Origin of the sequence: Sorangium sp. So ce131 (genome assembly GCF_051519095.1) — a bacterium.
Classification (GTDB): domain Bacteria; phylum Myxococcota_A; class Polyangia; order Polyangiales; family Polyangiaceae; genus Sorangium.
The window spans coordinates 701,167-716,213 of record NZ_CP150455.1; the positions used below are offsets into that span (position 1 = coordinate 701,167).

12 protein-coding genes are annotated in these 15,047 nt (G+C 72.9%); 4 read left to right on the forward strand and 8 right to left on the reverse strand.

The features are described from left to right. Positions 1–2: 2 nt before the first annotated feature. The 6 genes from WMF43_RS02580 to WMF43_RS02605 form a co-directional block, all read right to left on the reverse strand. Positions 3–866, reverse strand: a complete 864-nt coding sequence (locus WMF43_RS02580; RefSeq protein ID WP_437677278.1) for a hypothetical protein — start codon at positions 864–866, stop codon at positions 3–5. Next, positions 863–1,852 (reverse strand): DUF2169 domain-containing protein, encoded by a 990-nt coding sequence (locus WMF43_RS02585; RefSeq protein WP_437677279.1) that lies wholly within the window; start codon positions 1,850–1,852, stop codon positions 863–865. Before WMF43_RS02585 ends, WMF43_RS02580 begins: the two co-directional genes overlap by 4 nt. Before the next feature lie 16 nt (positions 1,853–1,868). Then, positions 1,869–2,390 (reverse strand): hypothetical protein, encoded by a 522-nt coding sequence (locus WMF43_RS02590; RefSeq protein ID WP_437677281.1) that lies wholly within the window; start codon positions 2,388–2,390, stop codon positions 1,869–1,871. 142 nt (positions 2,391–2,532) lie between these two features. Next, complete coding sequence (locus WMF43_RS02595; RefSeq protein WP_437677283.1) at positions 2,533–4,095, reverse strand: ATP-binding protein; 1,563 nt, start codon at positions 4,093–4,095, stop codon at positions 2,533–2,535. Between the two features lie 130 nt (positions 4,096–4,225). Then, positions 4,226–5,290: a tetratricopeptide repeat protein gene (locus WMF43_RS02600; RefSeq protein ID WP_437677285.1), complete on the reverse strand. Its 1,065-nt coding sequence runs from the start codon at positions 5,288–5,290 to the stop codon at positions 4,226–4,228. Between the two features lie 8 nt (positions 5,291–5,298). Further along, the gene (locus tag WMF43_RS02605) at positions 5,299–7,143 is read right to left on the reverse strand and encodes a protein kinase domain-containing protein (RefSeq protein WP_437677287.1); all 1,845 of its coding nucleotides are present in this window, start codon (positions 7,141–7,143) and stop codon (positions 5,299–5,301) included. 347 nt (positions 7,144–7,490) lie between these two features. On the opposite strand from WMF43_RS02605, the gene WMF43_RS02610 reads away from it, so the two are divergent. Continuing rightward, complete coding sequence (locus tag WMF43_RS02610; protein ID WP_437677289.1) at positions 7,491–10,916, forward strand: DUF2126 domain-containing protein; 3,426 nt, start codon at positions 7,491–7,493, stop codon at positions 10,914–10,916. A 389-nt stretch (positions 10,917–11,305) separates the two neighbouring features. Further along, positions 11,306–11,512 (forward strand): hypothetical protein, encoded by a 207-nt coding sequence (locus WMF43_RS02615; RefSeq protein ID WP_437677291.1) that lies wholly within the window; start codon positions 11,306–11,308, stop codon positions 11,510–11,512. Between the two features lie 148 nt (positions 11,513–11,660). Here the strand turns inward: WMF43_RS02615 and WMF43_RS02620 are convergent, their stop codons facing one another. Continuing rightward, positions 11,661–12,239, reverse strand: a complete 579-nt coding sequence (locus tag WMF43_RS02620; RefSeq protein ID WP_437677293.1) for a protoglobin family protein — start codon at positions 12,237–12,239, stop codon at positions 11,661–11,663. Between the two features lie 314 nt (positions 12,240–12,553). Here WMF43_RS02620 and WMF43_RS02625 point away from each other — a divergent pair, with 314 nt between their 5' ends. Further along, on the forward strand, positions 12,554–13,444 hold the full coding sequence (locus tag WMF43_RS02625) for an SDR family oxidoreductase (protein ID WP_437677294.1): 891 nt from the start codon (positions 12,554–12,556) through the stop codon (positions 13,442–13,444). 128 nt (positions 13,445–13,572) lie between these two features. Here WMF43_RS02625 and WMF43_RS02630 read toward each other — a convergent pair whose 3' ends face one another. Next, positions 13,573–14,289, reverse strand: coding sequence for a hypothetical protein (locus tag WMF43_RS02630; RefSeq protein ID WP_437677296.1), 717 nt, complete (start codon positions 14,287–14,289; stop codon positions 13,573–13,575). 98 nt (positions 14,290–14,387) lie between these two features. Between WMF43_RS02630 and WMF43_RS02635 the strand changes: the two genes are divergently transcribed. Next, positions 14,388–15,029, forward strand: a complete 642-nt coding sequence (locus tag WMF43_RS02635) for an O-methyltransferase (RefSeq protein WP_437677298.1) — start codon at positions 14,388–14,390, stop codon at positions 15,027–15,029. Positions 15,030–15,047: the final 18 nt, after the last annotated feature.

Genomic DNA, 15,047 nt, shown 5'->3' on the forward strand with positions numbered 1-15,047 from the left:
CGTCACTTGCCGCCCTGAGGCACCGGCTCGGCCATGCTGTCCACCCAGGCGGCAAGCCCATCAGCGGCCTTGTTCATCCCCTTCCCGGCAGGGTCGGTGAGCCACTCGCCGAGGGCGCTTTGGTCGTTGAAGAACTTCTCCTTCGCAACGTCGCCCAGCTTCCCCCCGAACGTCTCGCCATAGATGATCTTGAGCGTGCTTTTGACGATCTCCTCGGCCAAGGCCCCCAGGACCTTGTCGCCGCCTGCTTTCCGGAAGAGGCGAAGCATCAGGCTCCCGAGGAGCTTCTTCGTCAGCTTCGAGCCCATCAGCGCCCCGAAGACCTTGTCCTCGATGTAGCTCTTCAGCGCCTCGAGCGCGAAGAGCAGCGCGCCGGCCGCGAGATCCCCCTTGGTGAACCCCACGTTGACGGTCCCCCAGTTGATGACGAGCGACGTCGGCATCGTGCACGGATCCGCGCATGCGCTGTTGATGCCGACGTAGCGCAGCACCGAGATTGCCACGGGGCCGTCCGTGCACTGGACCTTGCTTGCGGCGAACTGGCACTTGCTGGACGATCCGAGGACGAGCATCGTCCCGAGGACGTTGATGTGCCCCGGCGGCGGGGGCATCACGTTGATGTGCGGGAGGATGGTGTACTTCACCTCGTGACCGCGGCTCACGATCGGCATCCCGTCGGCGCGGATACGATCGCTGTTCCCCTTGCTCGAGCCGAGCCCGACCCACGGCGTCGCGAACAGCACCACGCCGACGTGCAGGCCCATGGTGACCGCCGGATCCGGGACGCCGGCCGGCGTCATGAAGATGCCGCTATGGAAATCCAGGTTGAAGCCGGGGTTCCATTTCTTGTGCGGGAAGCCGATCACGGGGACTGCCTGCCTTCCGGCCGCATCAGGAGCGCCGTCTTGCGCTGCTCGCCGCGGACCATCTCGTACTTGAACAGCTTGCGGTACGTGAAATCGACGAGCAGCGCATCGAGGTCGACGAGCACCTCCTCGAGGGTCAGCGCGAGGCGCGACTCGCTCTGCCCGAGCGCGACCGAGACCTCGAACGGGCAGGGAGGCACCGCCATGACGACACGGCCCCGCAGCGACATGCCCTCGATCGCGATCGTCTGCCCCGCGAGCAGGCGCCTCCCCGACAGCAGGGGGTGGGCCCGATCGTAGAGGCCCTCGCCCACGTGGATGCGCGGCTCCGCGGTGTCCGGATCCACCGAGACGACGCGGAGCAGCCGCAGCCCCCACGCGAGCGGATACGGCCCGAGACCCACGGGCGAGGGGCGATCGTTCCAGCGGCGGATCGGGGACGCCGGATCCTCGATGTTCGGCAACGGCCGGCCGACGGCCTCGTCTCTGGTGAGGTAAAACCCCTTGCCGGCCGGGTTGTTCGGCTCGGGGCAGTCGCCGTACTCGGTCCTCGCCACGCCGCCGAAGGCGTTCCTGTACGTGATCGGCATCTCCGTGAACGGAGCCGCCGCGCCGGGCGCGAGCTCGCCCCGATCGTCGCGCTGCCAGCTGCGCTCTCCGGTCACCAGGAGCTCCACGTGGTACGGCCCCGCGTCCACGCGGACCGTCATCTCCGCCACCGGCCTGGCCGAGACGGCTTTGCCAAGCACGATGACGTCCGTTCCCGTCCGGGGAAAGAAGAGGTCCGGCTCGAAGGTGCCATACGGCGTCTCGATGAGATCGCGGCGCAGATCGGTGAGCGCGAGCGCCGCCGGCGGCGCCACCAGCGCGCCCTCGTCGGTGAGGCGGCGCCGCACACGGGTGATCAGCGACGCGTACATCGTCGCGCCGCTCCCCGCGCTTCGGAGCAGGGCGGCGGGGCTCTGGGTGCGGTTCTCGAAGTCCACGGCCAGCGACCTCGCCTCAGCCGTCCCCTCGCGGCGGCAGGTACGGCGAGCCGACCTGCGGGCCCGGCGGGGCGTCCGGCGAGTTCAGCGCGATCCGCTCGCCGTCGATCCGGACGTCGTCGTTCGCCTTGACCACCACATCGCCGCGCTCCGCGCGCAGGCTCAGGTTGCCGCCACAGGCGATCTCGGCGTCGCCGCGGGCGGTGAGCGAGAGCCGGTCCGCCGACAGCCGCAGGTCTCCCCGGGCGGCGATGTTCAGGCTCACCCCCTCCACCTCGAGCGAAGGCCCCTCGGGCAAGAGGCGCATCGTCAACACGATACGTCCCGTGGGCGCCCGCACGTGGAGCAGGCTGACCTCGGGCGACTCGACGGCCTCGATGCCGTAGCCGCTCCGCAACATCACCTGGGTACGGGCGTCGCCGCCGGCCGCCGCACCGCCGCCCCCGGCGAGGTCGAGGTCCGCGCCGCGCGCGCTGGCTTCCCCCGCCGTCCGGTCCGCCGCCTCATTCAACACCTCGTCCGCCGTCTTGCGCGTCAACTGACCTCCCCGGCGCATGCTCGTCGAGGCGCCCCGGCGTGTCAACTTGGCGCACATTCCGGGCGCTTCTCCCCACCACCGCGCCGAGGTCGCTCAAAGCACCTCGCCGCGACACTCCTGCTCTCCTCTCTCCTCGGCGCGACTACCGAGCAGGCTCGGCCCGCCGCGGCAGCCTCGCCGTGAACGTCGTCCCTCGCTCCGCGTCGCTCTCGACCTCGATCGCCCCGCCGTGCGCCTTCGCGATCTGGTGCGCGATGAACAGCCCGAGGCCGAGGCCGCGCCCCGAGCTCGGCCGCTCCGCCGCGGGCGCCTGCCGGAACGGCTCGAACAACGTCGCGAGCAGCTCGGCCGCGATGGGCGGCCCGTGATTGTGCACCTCGATCACCATATCGTCCCCGCGCGGCCGGATGCACACCCGGACAGCGCTCCCCGCTTCGGCATAATCGATCGCGTTCTGCGCGAGGTTCGTGACCATCTGGGCGAGGCGCTCGGGGTCCCACAGCCCGGCGCCGCTCCCCTGCAGATCGAGCCGGATCGGGACCTCGGGGTGCATGGCCCTGAGCTCGTCGACGGCGCCCTTGCAGATGACATGGAGGCTCTCCGGCCTCGGCGCGATCGGGATGCTGCCGCCGGAGCGGCTCCGCGTCAGATCGATGAGGTCCTCGATGGTCCGCGCCATGCGGCGCGCGCTCGCCGCGATCCGCTCGGTGTGCCTCGCCTGGCGCGGCGTCAGGCCGCCGTGGTGGACCATCACGCTGGCGGCCAGCGTGATGGAGGTGAGCGGCGTGCGCAGGTAATGGCTGAGCGCGCCCAGGAATCGATCGCGAAAGGCGAGCTCCTCGAGCCGCGCGGCCTCCGCCCGCTTGCGATCGGAGACGTCGGTGGCCGTGCCGATCATCCGGACGCTGAGGCCATCGGCGTCGAAGAAGGTGCGGCCCTGCACGGAGACCCAGCGCTCCACCCCGTCGCGGAGGCCCACGAGGCGGTATTCGACGCTGTATTCTCCGCCGCTCGCCGGGTCCTGCGAGCGCCGTATCGCTTCTTCCACGCGCGCGCGATCCGCCTCGTGGATGGCCGAGAGGAACAGGTCGTATCGGACCTCCGACGCCGGATCCAGCCCGGCCACCTCGCGGCAGCGGTCGTCCCAGCGCAGCGCGCCGGTCACCATATCGTAATCCCACACCCCCACGCCGCCGGCCTGCGTGGCCAGCCGCAGGCGCGCCCCGCTGTCCTCGAGCGCGGCGCACGCCGCGCGCTCGATCTCGACGGCGCTCGTCCACATCCTCGCGTCCACGACCGCGTGGAGCGCCTGAGCCTCCCGCGCATCGAGGGAGATGCCTTGATCGCCGCACACCTCGAACAGCGCCGCCCGGAGGTGCCCGAGCTCCCGCAGCGCCGCCGCCCTGAGACATCGTCGCTGCGAGGCGCAGCGGTGCGCGTGGGCCCCGGGTCGGTTCACCTCCTCGGCCGCGGCGAGGTCCGCGCCGTCGCCGGCCTCGCGCTCAGCGCGCCGGCTCGCCGCGAGCGCGTCGACCATGCGGTCGAAGAGCTCCGGAACCTCGTTGACCAGCACGGGGCCCCCGCTCCGCTGCGCCTCCGCTCTCGGGTCCTCGAGCACGCGGCGCGTCCAGCGCTCGATTACGTCGTCCTTGCAGCGGCGTAGCCTGGAATCGAGGGAGCCCTCGCTCGGACCGGCGTCCAGCATCGAGATAAGCGAATGCGAGGCGGCGCGGATGTCACGTGCGGACAAGCCCTGATTGGCCCGTCGGTGGCCGTCTCATGAGATCTCGCGCCGCGACAGCCGGCCGGGTTCTGCCTCGCCCCGCCGCCGCCCGTCAGAACGTCCCCAGCACGCCCACGCCGCCGCCGCCGGGCCCGATCACCGGCACGACCTGGGCGCGCACGCCGCCCGGCGCGCTCCGCCGCGCCCCGGCGGCGCTCGCGCTCTCCGCGCGCGAGGGCCCCGACGTCAGCACCAGGACCACGCCCGCGCCGATCGCGGCGACGCCCACGCCGACGCCGATCGTCGAGAGGAGCGCCTTCGTCTCCGCGGCGTCGATCTCCTCGCGCCCTCGCGGCGTGCACTGCTTGTTCGGGCAGAGCGCCGGATCGTCCTCGGCGTCGCTCGCCTGCCCGGCGGCGAGGATCCCGAGCACGGCGCCGGCGCCGAGCGCCGCGACGCCGACGCCGCCGACCACGAAGCCCGCGGTGCGCAGCCCGCCGCCGCCGGCGCTGCCGCCGCCGGACGGCTGCGGGCCGGCCGGCTTGGCCGCCTCCACCGGCATCGGCACGAGCTTCGGCACGGCGATCGTCTTCAGGTCGGCGTTCTCGCCGACCTGCACGGTCGTCGACCAGACCGAGTAGCCCTGCGCGGTCGCCTCGATCTGGTGCGACCCCGGGTCGACCGGGATCGGCGTGCCGAGCGCCGCCGCGGGGATCTCCTGGCCGTCGTTGCGGATCGCCAGGCCGGGCGTGTTCTCCGCGTTGATCCGGATCTTCGAGAGCCTCGGCTCGAGGGCGCTGATGTGCTCCTGCGCGAACGCCTCGCGCGCCGCGTTGCCCTCCTTCTTCGAGAAGAAGAGCGCTTCCTTGAACTGCCCCCACGCCGTCGCCGTCTTGCCGAGCGCCTCGTTGCACAGCGCCAGGTTGAGCAGCGTGCCCGTGCCGGGCCGCAGGCGCTGGCTCTCCGCCAGCTTGGGGCACGCCTGCGCATAGTCCTTCGTCTCCATCAGGCGGCGCCCTTCCTCGAACAGCGCCTGGGCGAGCGTGGGATCGGACGCGGCGCCCTGCGCGACCGCGCGCGCCGGCGCGAGCAAGGCCGCGGAGGCGAGGGTGAGCGAGGCGAGGGCGAGGCGGGCGCGGCGGAGCGCGCGCGGCGGGTGCAATTTCGAGAGGGTCATGGCTGGGCTCAGTGCGGGTCGTTCAGGTCGATGCCTTGGGGCGGCCGCTGGGTGGGCGCGATCTGCGAAGGACGGGCGGGCGGCGTGGGACGGCCGGCGCCGCCTCGCGGCTGCACCGGCGCGGGCGCGCCCCTCGCCGGGGGCGCGGAGGAGGCCGCGGGGGCGGCGGAGGCCGCGGGCTCGGAGGAGGCCGCGGTCGCGGAGGAGGCAACGGGCGCAGGGATCGCCGCGGGCGCGGAGGGGTCCGCCGCACCCGCGGGCTGGATCTTCGCCTCCTCCTGGGCGAGCGACGACGGCATCTCGGGCGCCTCCGTCGCGGACGCAGCGCTCGCCGGCGCGTTCGCCGCGGCGGCCTGCGACGGATCGTCGCCGCGGTTCCGGAGGACGACCACGGTGGCGACGATCCCGAGCAGCAGCGCCGCGGAGAGCAGCGCGATCGCGAGCACCGCGACCGGGGAGCTCGGGAGGCGGCGCCCGTCCGAGGAGATCCCCATGTGGGTTGCGGAGGCGAAGGTCGCCGCGGCGCGGATGCTCATCGGCGCGTTGTACGGCCCGGGGACGATCTGCTGATTCGCCGGGGGCGCCGGCGGCGCGCCCGGCGCCCTGGTCCCAGCCGGCGCCCCGGGCGGCGCTTGGCCCAGCCAGCCGTCGGTCGGCGCGTGCTGCCCGGGCGCGCCGTTGCCCGTCGGCGACGCGTGCGGCGGCTGCGCGTGCGGCGGCTGCGCGTGTGGCGGCTGCACGTACGGGGGCGGCGTCGACGCCTGCCACGTCGCCGCGGCGCCGTCCTGCCCGGGCGCCGACGGCGACGGGGGCCTCGGCCACGAGGGCTCGCGCGGGGGCGGCGTCGAGGCCCTCGGATCCACGCCGGCGAACGAGGGGTGCGACGCGCGCTGGCCGCCGAACGTCGCGGCGACCGGCGGCAGGCCGCCCATGCGCGCGATCCGATCGATGGTCGGGTGCGTGCGCGAGGGCGCGAACGGGGCGAGCGCCACCACGAGCTCGGCCACCGAGGTGTACCGGCGCTCGCGGTCGCGCTCGTAGGCCCTCGCCAGCGCGCTCGCGAGCGCCTCGGGCGCGTCCGGGCGGAGGCTCCGGAGCGGCGTCGGCGTGCCCGTCAGCACCTCGGCGCAGAGCTGCGGCAGCGTCTCCGCGTAGAACGGCTGGCGGCCGGCGAGCAGCTCGAACAGCGAGATGCCGAGCGCATAGATGTCGGTGCGGTGGTCCACCGAGCGCGTCTGCCGCATCTGCTCCGGCGACATGTACAGGGCCGAGCCCAGCGCCGCGCTGGTGCTCGTCAGGTTCTCGATGCCGCCGCTCGCCGTCGCCATCTTGGAGATGCCGAAGTCGAGCACCTTCACGAGCGGCGAGCCGTCGGCGCGCCTCGTCAGGAACAGGTTCGCCGGCTTCAGGTCGCGGTGCACGATGCCGTGCCCGTGGGCCTCGGCGATCGCCTCGCAGCCCTGGACGACGTAATCCACGGCGTCCTCCACGGCGAGCGTGCCGTGGTGCTCGAGCAGGCGCGCGAGATCGCTCCCGGTCAGGAACTCCATGACCATGTAGGGGGCGCCGTTCCCGAGCGTGCCGAAGTCCGAGACGCGGGCGACGTGCTCGCTCTTGATCTTCACGGCGGCCTGCGCCTCACGCAGGAACCGGGCCGACCCCTCCGGGTGCCGGGTGAACTCGGGCAGCAGGAACTTCAGCGCGACCCGCTCGTCCAGCGCGACGTGCCGCGCCTCGACGACCACCCCCATGCCGCCCTGGCCGATGATCCGCTCGACGCGGTACTTGCCCGCGAGCACGGTTCCCGGCTCGACCGGGGCCAGCGAGGGGAGTCTCGTCGCAGGATCCGACACAGCGCGCGATAATCACCGCTCCGCCCTCGGACGGCAAGGGCACGGCAGGAAGCGCAGGGACGCGGCGCCGCGCCCGGCGCCGCGTCCGCCGAGAGGGCCGGCGGACCTCCTGCGGGGCCGTCGGCCACGCCTGCGGAGACGGCCGACGGCCGCCGCCCGCCGCCTCGGCGAGGCCCTCCCTGCGGCTCCGCCGCGGGACGGATGTGCAGGGAGGCGCTGGCACACGTCGGTTCCGCCGCCTCCCTCGGCCGCACCGCCGCCGCCGGACGATCGCGCGCTGCGTCGTAGAGGGCGAGACGCGCCGGGCCAGTTCTGGTTGGATAGGGCACCCCCCGGAGAGAAATACCGTGCGCCTGCTCATTCAGCACTGGACCCACTACAGCTACCCCCGTCCTGCTTCGCTGGGCCCGCACCTCATCAGGCTGCGGCCCGCGACGCACGCCAAGGCGAAGATCGAGTCGTACAGCCTGAAGATCGACCCGCCGCTCGCCGTGCGCTGGCAGCAGGATCCCTACGGAAACCACGTCGCGCGCGTGCTCCTGCAGCCGGGCGAGCACGTCCCGCACTTCGACATCCTCGTCGAGCTCGCGGTCGACGTGCGCCCCGTGAACCCGTTCGATTTCTACCTGGACGAACGCGCGGAGAAGGTCCCGTTCGAGTACCCGGCCGAGCTCAAGCAGGACCTGATCCCCTTCCTCGACAGCGCCGACCCGACGCTCTCCCGGGGGCCGCTGCTCGACGAGTTCCTGGCGGGGCTGCCCAAGGACGGCGACACCGTGTCGCTCATCGTCGCGCTCAACGCCGCGGTCAACCGACGCATCAAGTACGTGATCCGCGAGGAGGCCGGCATCTGGACGCCGGAGGAGACGCTCGCGCAGGGGCGCGGCAGCTGCCGCGACTCGGCGGTGCTGCTGATCGCGGCGCTCCGGTCGCGCGGGCTCGCCGCGCGCTTCGTCAGCGGCTACCTCGTGCAGCTCACCGACGAGGGGATGATCCCCGACCAGCCGCGCGGCGTGAGCCGCGACGTCGTCGACCTGCATGCGTGGGCCGAGGTCTACCTGCCGGGGGCCGGCTGGATCGGCCTCGACGCGACGAGCGGCCTGCTCTGCGGCGAGGGCCACATCCCGCTCGCCTGCACCGCGTCGCCCGCGCTCGCCGCGCCCGTCGAGGGCACGAGCGACGTGCGCGCGAGCGAGGTGTCCTTCGACATGAAGGTCGGGCGCCTCGGCCACGAGCCGCGGCCCACGACGCCCTACGAGGAGCCGGTGTGGCAGGAGCTGCTCGCCGTCGCCGACCGCGCCGATCAGCGGCTCGCGGCCGCGGGCCTCACCCTCACCATGGGCGGCGAGCCGACGTTCAACTCGCGCGAGTACCCGGACGCGCCGGAGTGGCGCGAGGGCGCGCTCGGCCCGACGAAGTGGGCGCAGGGGCTGCGGCTCGCGCACGAGCTCCGGCGCCGGATCACCCCCGGCGGCGTCCTGCTGCTCCGCGCCGGCAAGCACTACCCCGGCGAGAGCCTGCCCCGCTGGGCGCTCGAGATCATCGGCCGGCGCGACGGCGTCCCCCTCTGGACGGAGATGTCCGACGTGCGCCACGCGGACCCGGCGACCTCGCGGAGCAGCGCCTCGCGCGCGCGCGGCCACGCGCAGGCGCAGCGGTTCGCCGGCGCGCTCGCGGCCCGGCTCGGGCTCAGCGACTTCCTGCTGCCCGCCCACGAGGACCCCTGGCGCCACCTCCAGGACGAGGCCAGCCTGCCCGTCGACGTCGACCCGCTCGAGGCGAAGCTCGACGACCCGGAGGAGCGGCGGCGGCTCGCCAAGGTCCTCGACCGCGGCCTCGGCAGCGACGTCGGCTACGTCCTGCCCCTCACGCGGCAGTGGGGCGCGTGGGTCAGCGAGCGCTGGGCCTTCCGCCGCGGGCACCTCTTCCTGCTCCCCGGCGACAGCGCGCTCGGCCTGCGCCTGCCGCTCCGCTCGCTCATCGCCGCGGCCGCGCCGCCGCCCCTGGAGGAGCTCGTGACCCCGCCGGATCCACGGCGCGGCGATCTCGATCCCGAGGAGGACGAGAAGCAGCGCCGGATCGAGGCGGCCGGCGGTGACGGCGATGGCGGTGACGGAGGCGCCGCGGCGGGCGCCAAGGACGCGCAGCGGCAGGGCGCCGCCGGCGGCCGCGCCGCGCAGGCCCAGCGGGCCGCGCCGGCCGCGGGCCGGTCGGGCTATGGCGTGCGCACGGCGCTCTGCGTCGAGGCGCGCGACGGCATCGTCCACGTCTTCCTCCCGCCGCTGCTCGCGCCGGCCGACTTCTTCGAGCTCATCGCCGCGATCGACGCGACCCGCCTCGACACCGGGATCGACGTGCTGCTCGAGGGCTACCCGCCGCCGGCCGGCGCGGACCTGTTCCGCTTCTCGGTGACGCCGGACCCCGGCGTGCTCGAGGTGAACCTGCCCCCGACCGACGGCGTGCGCGCGTACGCGTCGCTGCTCGAGACGGTCTTCGACGCGTCGCTCCACAGCGGCCTGCACTGCGAGAAGTACCTGATCGACGGCCGCATGGCGGGCAGCGGGGGCGGCCACCACCTCACGTTCGGCGGCCCCACGCCGCTCGCGAGCCCCTTCCTGCGCCGGCCGGATCTCCTGGCGAGCCTGCTCACCTTCAACCAGCACCACCCCTCGCTCTCGTACATGTTCGCCGGCCTCTTCGTCGGCCCGACGTCGCAGGCGCCGCGCGTGGACGAGGCGCGCCACGAGAACCTCTACGAGCTGGAGATCGCGCTCTCGCGCGCGTTCGAGCGGCGCGAGAACGAGCCTGCGTGGCTCGCGGACCTCCTGTTCCGCCACCTGCTCGTGGACGTCACGGGCAACACGCACCGCGCCGAGGTGAGCATCGACAAGCTGTTCGACCCGCAGACCGCGCAGGGCCGCCAGGGCCTCGTCGAGCTGCGCGCCTTCGAGATGCCGCCGCACTTCCGGATGGCGGTCGCGCAGATGCTCCTCGTGCGCACGCTGCTCTCCGCGTTCGCCGAGCAGCCTTACTCGGGCCGGCTCGTGCGCTGGGGGCAGGTGCTGCACGACCGTTTCCTCCTGCCGTACTACCTGTGGCGCGACTTCGAGGACGTGCTCGATTACCTCAAGCAGCGCGGGCTCGCCCTGCCCGCGGACGCGTACCGCCCGTTCATCGAGCTGCGCTGTCCGGTGGTCGGCACGCTGCACGCCGGCGACGTGACGCTCGAGGTGCGCAACGCGATCGAGCCGTGGCACGTGCTCGGCGAGGAGCTCACCACCACGGGCACGTCGCGTTACGTGGACTCCTCGATGGAGCGCATCGAGGTGCGCGCGCGCGGGCTCGTCCCGGAGCGCCACCTCGTCCTCGTGAACGGCCACGTGCTGCCGCTCCGGCCGACGGGCACGGCGTCCGAGTTCGTGGGCGGGGTCCGCTTCCGCGCGTGGGCGCCGCCGCACAGCCTGCACGCGCACATCGGCATCCACCACCCGATCCACCTCGACGTCCTGGACACGTGGGGCAAACGCTCGATCGGCGCGTGCGCCTACCACGTGTGGCACCCCGAGGGCCGCGCCTTCGACGCGCCGCCGCTCACGCGCTTCGAGGCGGCGGCGCGGCGCGCGCAGCGGTTCACGATCGAGGGCCCGATGCAGTGGCCCGTCTCGGCGAAGCCGGCGCTCCCCCACGCCGACGCGCCGTACACGCTCGACCTGCGGCGCTACGCCATCGATCACCCGCCGCCCGAGCCGCGGGACGCCGGGGCCGAGGGCTGACCACCCCGGCGCGGCGGGCGCATGTAAGGCGCCCGCCGCCGGAGGGGGTTGTGGCGATTTGGTGCGCCGGTCCTGAAGAGATCGCCGCCCGCCGAGAACCACGAGAAACCCGGGCTGCCGGGGGACCAGGCCCAGCCATGGCCTGTCCCTCCTGTGGCAAGTTTGCCCTCCACCCAGGAGCGAAGTGTCCGTCTGCTCGGTTACAGGCGGGCGGGCGGCCGGAGATCGCTGAGCTTGCCGGCCCGGAATGCGGGCGCTCCGCGCCTCGCGCGGCAGCTGCAGAGTCGCGCGAGGCGGTGATTGGTACGTCTCCTGCTTAGGTGCATCGATGTCCCCTGCATCGCATGTGGACAGTACATCAAGAAGGAGGACAACCCATGATGCGCAAGATGCTGGCTATGCTTCTGGTCTCCACGATCCCCCTCGCGGCGGGCTGTTTCGTCGACGCGGACGACGACGACAGCGGCGAGGGCGGCGACGACTGCGTGACGGCCTGTACGACCGAGCGCGACGACTGCATCTCGGCGTGCGACGAAGACGGCGACTGCGTCCAGTCCTGCGAGGACGATCACGATTGCGCGTCGGTGTGCGCGTGAGCGCGCCCCGCGCGATCGTCCGATAGCGGGCTGGCCGTGCGTGTAGCGCACGTCGCGCCGCGCCTCCCCGGGTGTGCGGGGCCTGGCCAGCTGGCCGGCCCCCCGGGGAGCGTGGTCGCGGCGTGCGCTGCCGTCTTTCCGGCGAGCCTCACGCCGCCGGCAGATAATGCCTCGCGAGCAGGTCGTTCTGGAGCCAGAGCAGCTTGTTGAAGGCGCGCAGCGTGCGCACCTCGGTGTCCCGATCGAGGCCGAGGCTCAGGATCGTCTGCAGGAGGGCGTCCGACACGAACCCCATGAGCGCGTTGATCTGGACGAGAGGCACGACGACCTCGGGATTACCAGCCTTGGCGGTGTGGATCCGACCCACCATGTCGAGGTAGGAGACCATCTTCGCGTCATAAGCGTGGGTCACGAGCCGGACGAGATAGTCTCTCAGGTGCGCCTTGCGGAACCTGATCTGCTCGTGATCCAGCGTGAGCGACGAGAGATCCCGCGGGACGTTGCCCTCGTAGCCGTGCTGCTTCGGCACGAAGTGCCGCTTCGTCGCGTCGTAGAGGAACAGCTTCTCGTACACCGCGTCCACGAGCGCCTCGACCCGCGGGGCGAGGTGCAGCGCGGCCCCGTGGATCGCGGCGATATCCTCCTCCCCGAAGCCGACGAACTCGACGAGGTAGGCGAAACGATACTCGAGCTCCGATTCCAGACGTTTCTCGTCGATGTGTTTCATGGCGATCGATGCTCCTCCGCGCCTTCGACGGCGACATGCCGCGGACAACGCAGGGGGACGACACCGGAGCATCTGTCCGCTGTCAAGCCTTGACTTGGCTGACCCGCGGCCGGATCGCCCGCGCAACGGCGCAGCCGCGCCGCGCTGCGCCGCTGCGCGCAGCGCCGGGATACCCCGCTCTGCCTCAGGGGAGCTCCGATCCGAGTCCAGGCGCGCACCGATGGTCGGTCTGCCATGCCGCCGTTATTGCCAAGTACCGCCGGGAGCGCATCGGCCTCCCGCGACAGCACGACAGCAGAGGACAAGGAGGAGGCATGCAGAACACGGGAGCGACCCAGGATCCCAAGGACGCAGGCAAGAAGCCGCCCTTCCCGGGCCAGAGCCAGGATCGGCCCGGCATCGAGGCCGAGATGCGGCCCCGGCCCGATTACGGCGCGTCGTCGTACAAAGGCCTCGGTCGGCTGAAGGACCGCGTCGCGCTGATCACCGGCGGGGACAGCGGCATTGGCCGCGCCGTCGCGCTCGCGTTCGCGCGGGAGGGCGCCCACGTCGCGATCTCCTACCTGAGCGAGCACAAGGACGCCGAGGAGACGGCGCGGGCCGTCAAGGAGGCCGGGCGCGAGGTGATCACGCTCCCCGGCGACCTCGCCGACGAGAGCCATTGTCGCAAGGTCGTCGAGGAGGCAGCGCGGAAGTTCGGGAGGATCGACATCCTCGTGAACAACGCCGCCGAGCAGGGCAAGTCCGTCGAGCGCTTCGAGGAGATCGACGCCGCCCGCGTCGAGCGCACCTTCCGCGTCAACATCCTCGCCATGTTCCACCTCGTCCGGCACGCGTTGCCGCACATGCGCGAGGGCAGCTCCATCATCAACGTCGCTTCGATCCAGGCTTACCAGCCGAGCCCGAACATCCTCGATTACGCGTCGACCAAGGGCGCCATCGTCACCTTCAGCAAGGGCCTGGCGCAGGACCTGATCAAGCGCGGCATCCGGGTCAACACCGTGGCCCCCGGGCCCGTGTGGACGCCGCTCATCCAGCAATCGTTCGACGAAGAGAAGGTGTCCACCTTCGGCAAGGACTCCCCGATGCAGCGCCCCGCCCAGCCGGCCGAGCTCGCGCCGGCGTTCGTGTTCCTCGCCTCCAACGAGGCGAGCTACATCAACGGCGAGGTGCTCGGCGTGACCGGCGGCAAGCCGCTGGGGTGACGCGTTGCGTTAATCCGGCGCTCGCGTACGGGGCGTGCGGGGATCGACGCGCGGGCGTCGGGAGCCGGCGCGACGCGCGCGAGCGTCGGGAGCCGGTGCGACACGCGCGAGCGCCGGGGCAGGTCACGTCACGGGGCCTCACACTCCGCGCCGCACCGCGCGCTTCCACACGCGGCGACCGCCTGGTCGGCCTGCTCGCCGCCGCGGTAGTTGGCCGCGCACCGATCCAGGCACACCGCGTCGCTGGGGTTGCATGCCCCGACACACGCGCGCAGCCCGTGGCATGCCACGTCGGCGAAGCACGTGTTCATCTCGCCGGCGCAGCGCGCGAACAGGCAGGAATCGCAGGGCGACAGCGCCGCGCGGGACGGGCACTGGACCTTGCAGCGCTCGGCCGCGCAGCCCCCTTCGAGGAAGCTGTCGGAGACGCCCGGCGCGTGTGCGGTAAGGCACCCTTGCGCGCAGGCCGCGTCGTCCTCCTCGCACCCGAGCGAGCAGTTGGACAACGCGGCGCACTCGGGGTTCTGCTGGCAGGCGCAGAAGCTCTCCTGGCAGCGCAGGGAGAGGCAGGTGGAGCACGGATCGCCGAACGAAGGGCAAACGTGAGGGGCCTCTCCGCCTGAGCCGCCGCCCGAGGCCGAGGCGCTCGCCGCGCCGCCCGCGACGCCGGTCCCGGAGCCCCCGGCGCCGCCGGTCCCGGAGCCGCCCGCGCCGGTCCCGGAGCCGTCCGCGCCGCCGATCCCGGGGCCGCCTGCGCCGCCGGTCCCGGGGCCGGGTCCCTCGGAGCTGCACGCCGCGACGAGGAGCGCCGCCGCGGCGAGGTTCTTCCAGGAAGAAGAGGCCATACAGGACGCTAGCGCGAAGGCCGGCGGGAGCTCAAGGCGAGGCACGGAAGCTGCGTGCTACCGTGCGGCCAGCGACGCGACCCGCCGAGGAACCACGCATGGCCACCATCGTCAATCCAGACCTGGAGCGCTACGTCCACGACCACACCGCCCCTCCGCCCGCGCTCCTCGAAGAGCTGCGCGAGCACACCTATACGAACCACCCCAGCGCGAGCATGCAGGTGGGGCGCGTCGAGGGCGCCCTGCTCAGGACGCTGGTCGCGCTCATGCAGGCGCGCCGCGTGCTCGAGATCGGCACGTTCACCGGCTACTCGGCCCTCAGCATGGCCGCGGCGCTCCCGCCGGACGGCGAGCTCATCACGTGTGATCGCGACCCCGACGTGACCCGCGTCGCCCGGTCGTTCTTCGATCGCAGCGAGCACGGCAAGAAGATCCGGATCGCGCTCGGCGACGCGCTCGACACGATCCGCGCGCTGCCGGCGAGCCCGCCGTTCGACCTCGTGTTCATCGACGCCGACAAGCAGCGGTACGCGGCCTACTACGAGGAGGCGCTCCCGCGCCTGCGCCCGGGCGGGCTGCTCGTCGCCGACAACACCCTCTGGGGCGGCGAGGTCCTCGCCCCGGAGACCGAGGAGGGCCGCGCCATCGCCGCCTTCAACGACCTCGTCCACCGCGACCCGCGGGTCGAGCACGTCATGCTCGCGGTGCGCGACGGCGTGACGCTCGCGCGCAAGCGCTGACGGGCGGCGCCGGCCCGC

Coding starts and splice junctions, on each gene's coding strand:
- WMF43_RS02595 (WP_437677283.1), bottom strand. CDS start 4,095: ATGCTGGACGCCGGTCCGAGCGAGGGCTCCCTCGATTCCAGGCTACGC.
- WMF43_RS02615 (WP_437677291.1), top strand. CDS start 11,306: ATGCTGGCTATGCTTCTGGTCTCCACGATCCCCCTCGCGGCGGGCTGT.
- WMF43_RS02635 (WP_437677298.1), top strand. CDS start 14,388: ATGGCCACCATCGTCAATCCAGACCTGGAGCGCTACGTCCACGACCAC.
- WMF43_RS02625 (WP_437677294.1), top strand. CDS start 12,554: ATGCAGAACACGGGAGCGACCCAGGATCCCAAGGACGCAGGCAAGAAG.
- WMF43_RS02630 (WP_437677296.1), bottom strand. CDS start 14,289: ATGGCCTCTTCTTCCTGGAAGAACCTCGCCGCGGCGGCGCTCCTCGTC.
- WMF43_RS02620 (WP_437677293.1), bottom strand. CDS start 12,239: ATGAAACACATCGACGAGAAACGTCTGGAATCGGAGCTCGAGTATCGT.
- WMF43_RS02600 (WP_437677285.1), bottom strand. CDS start 5,290: ATGACCCTCTCGAAATTGCACCCGCCGCGCGCGCTCCGCCGCGCCCGC.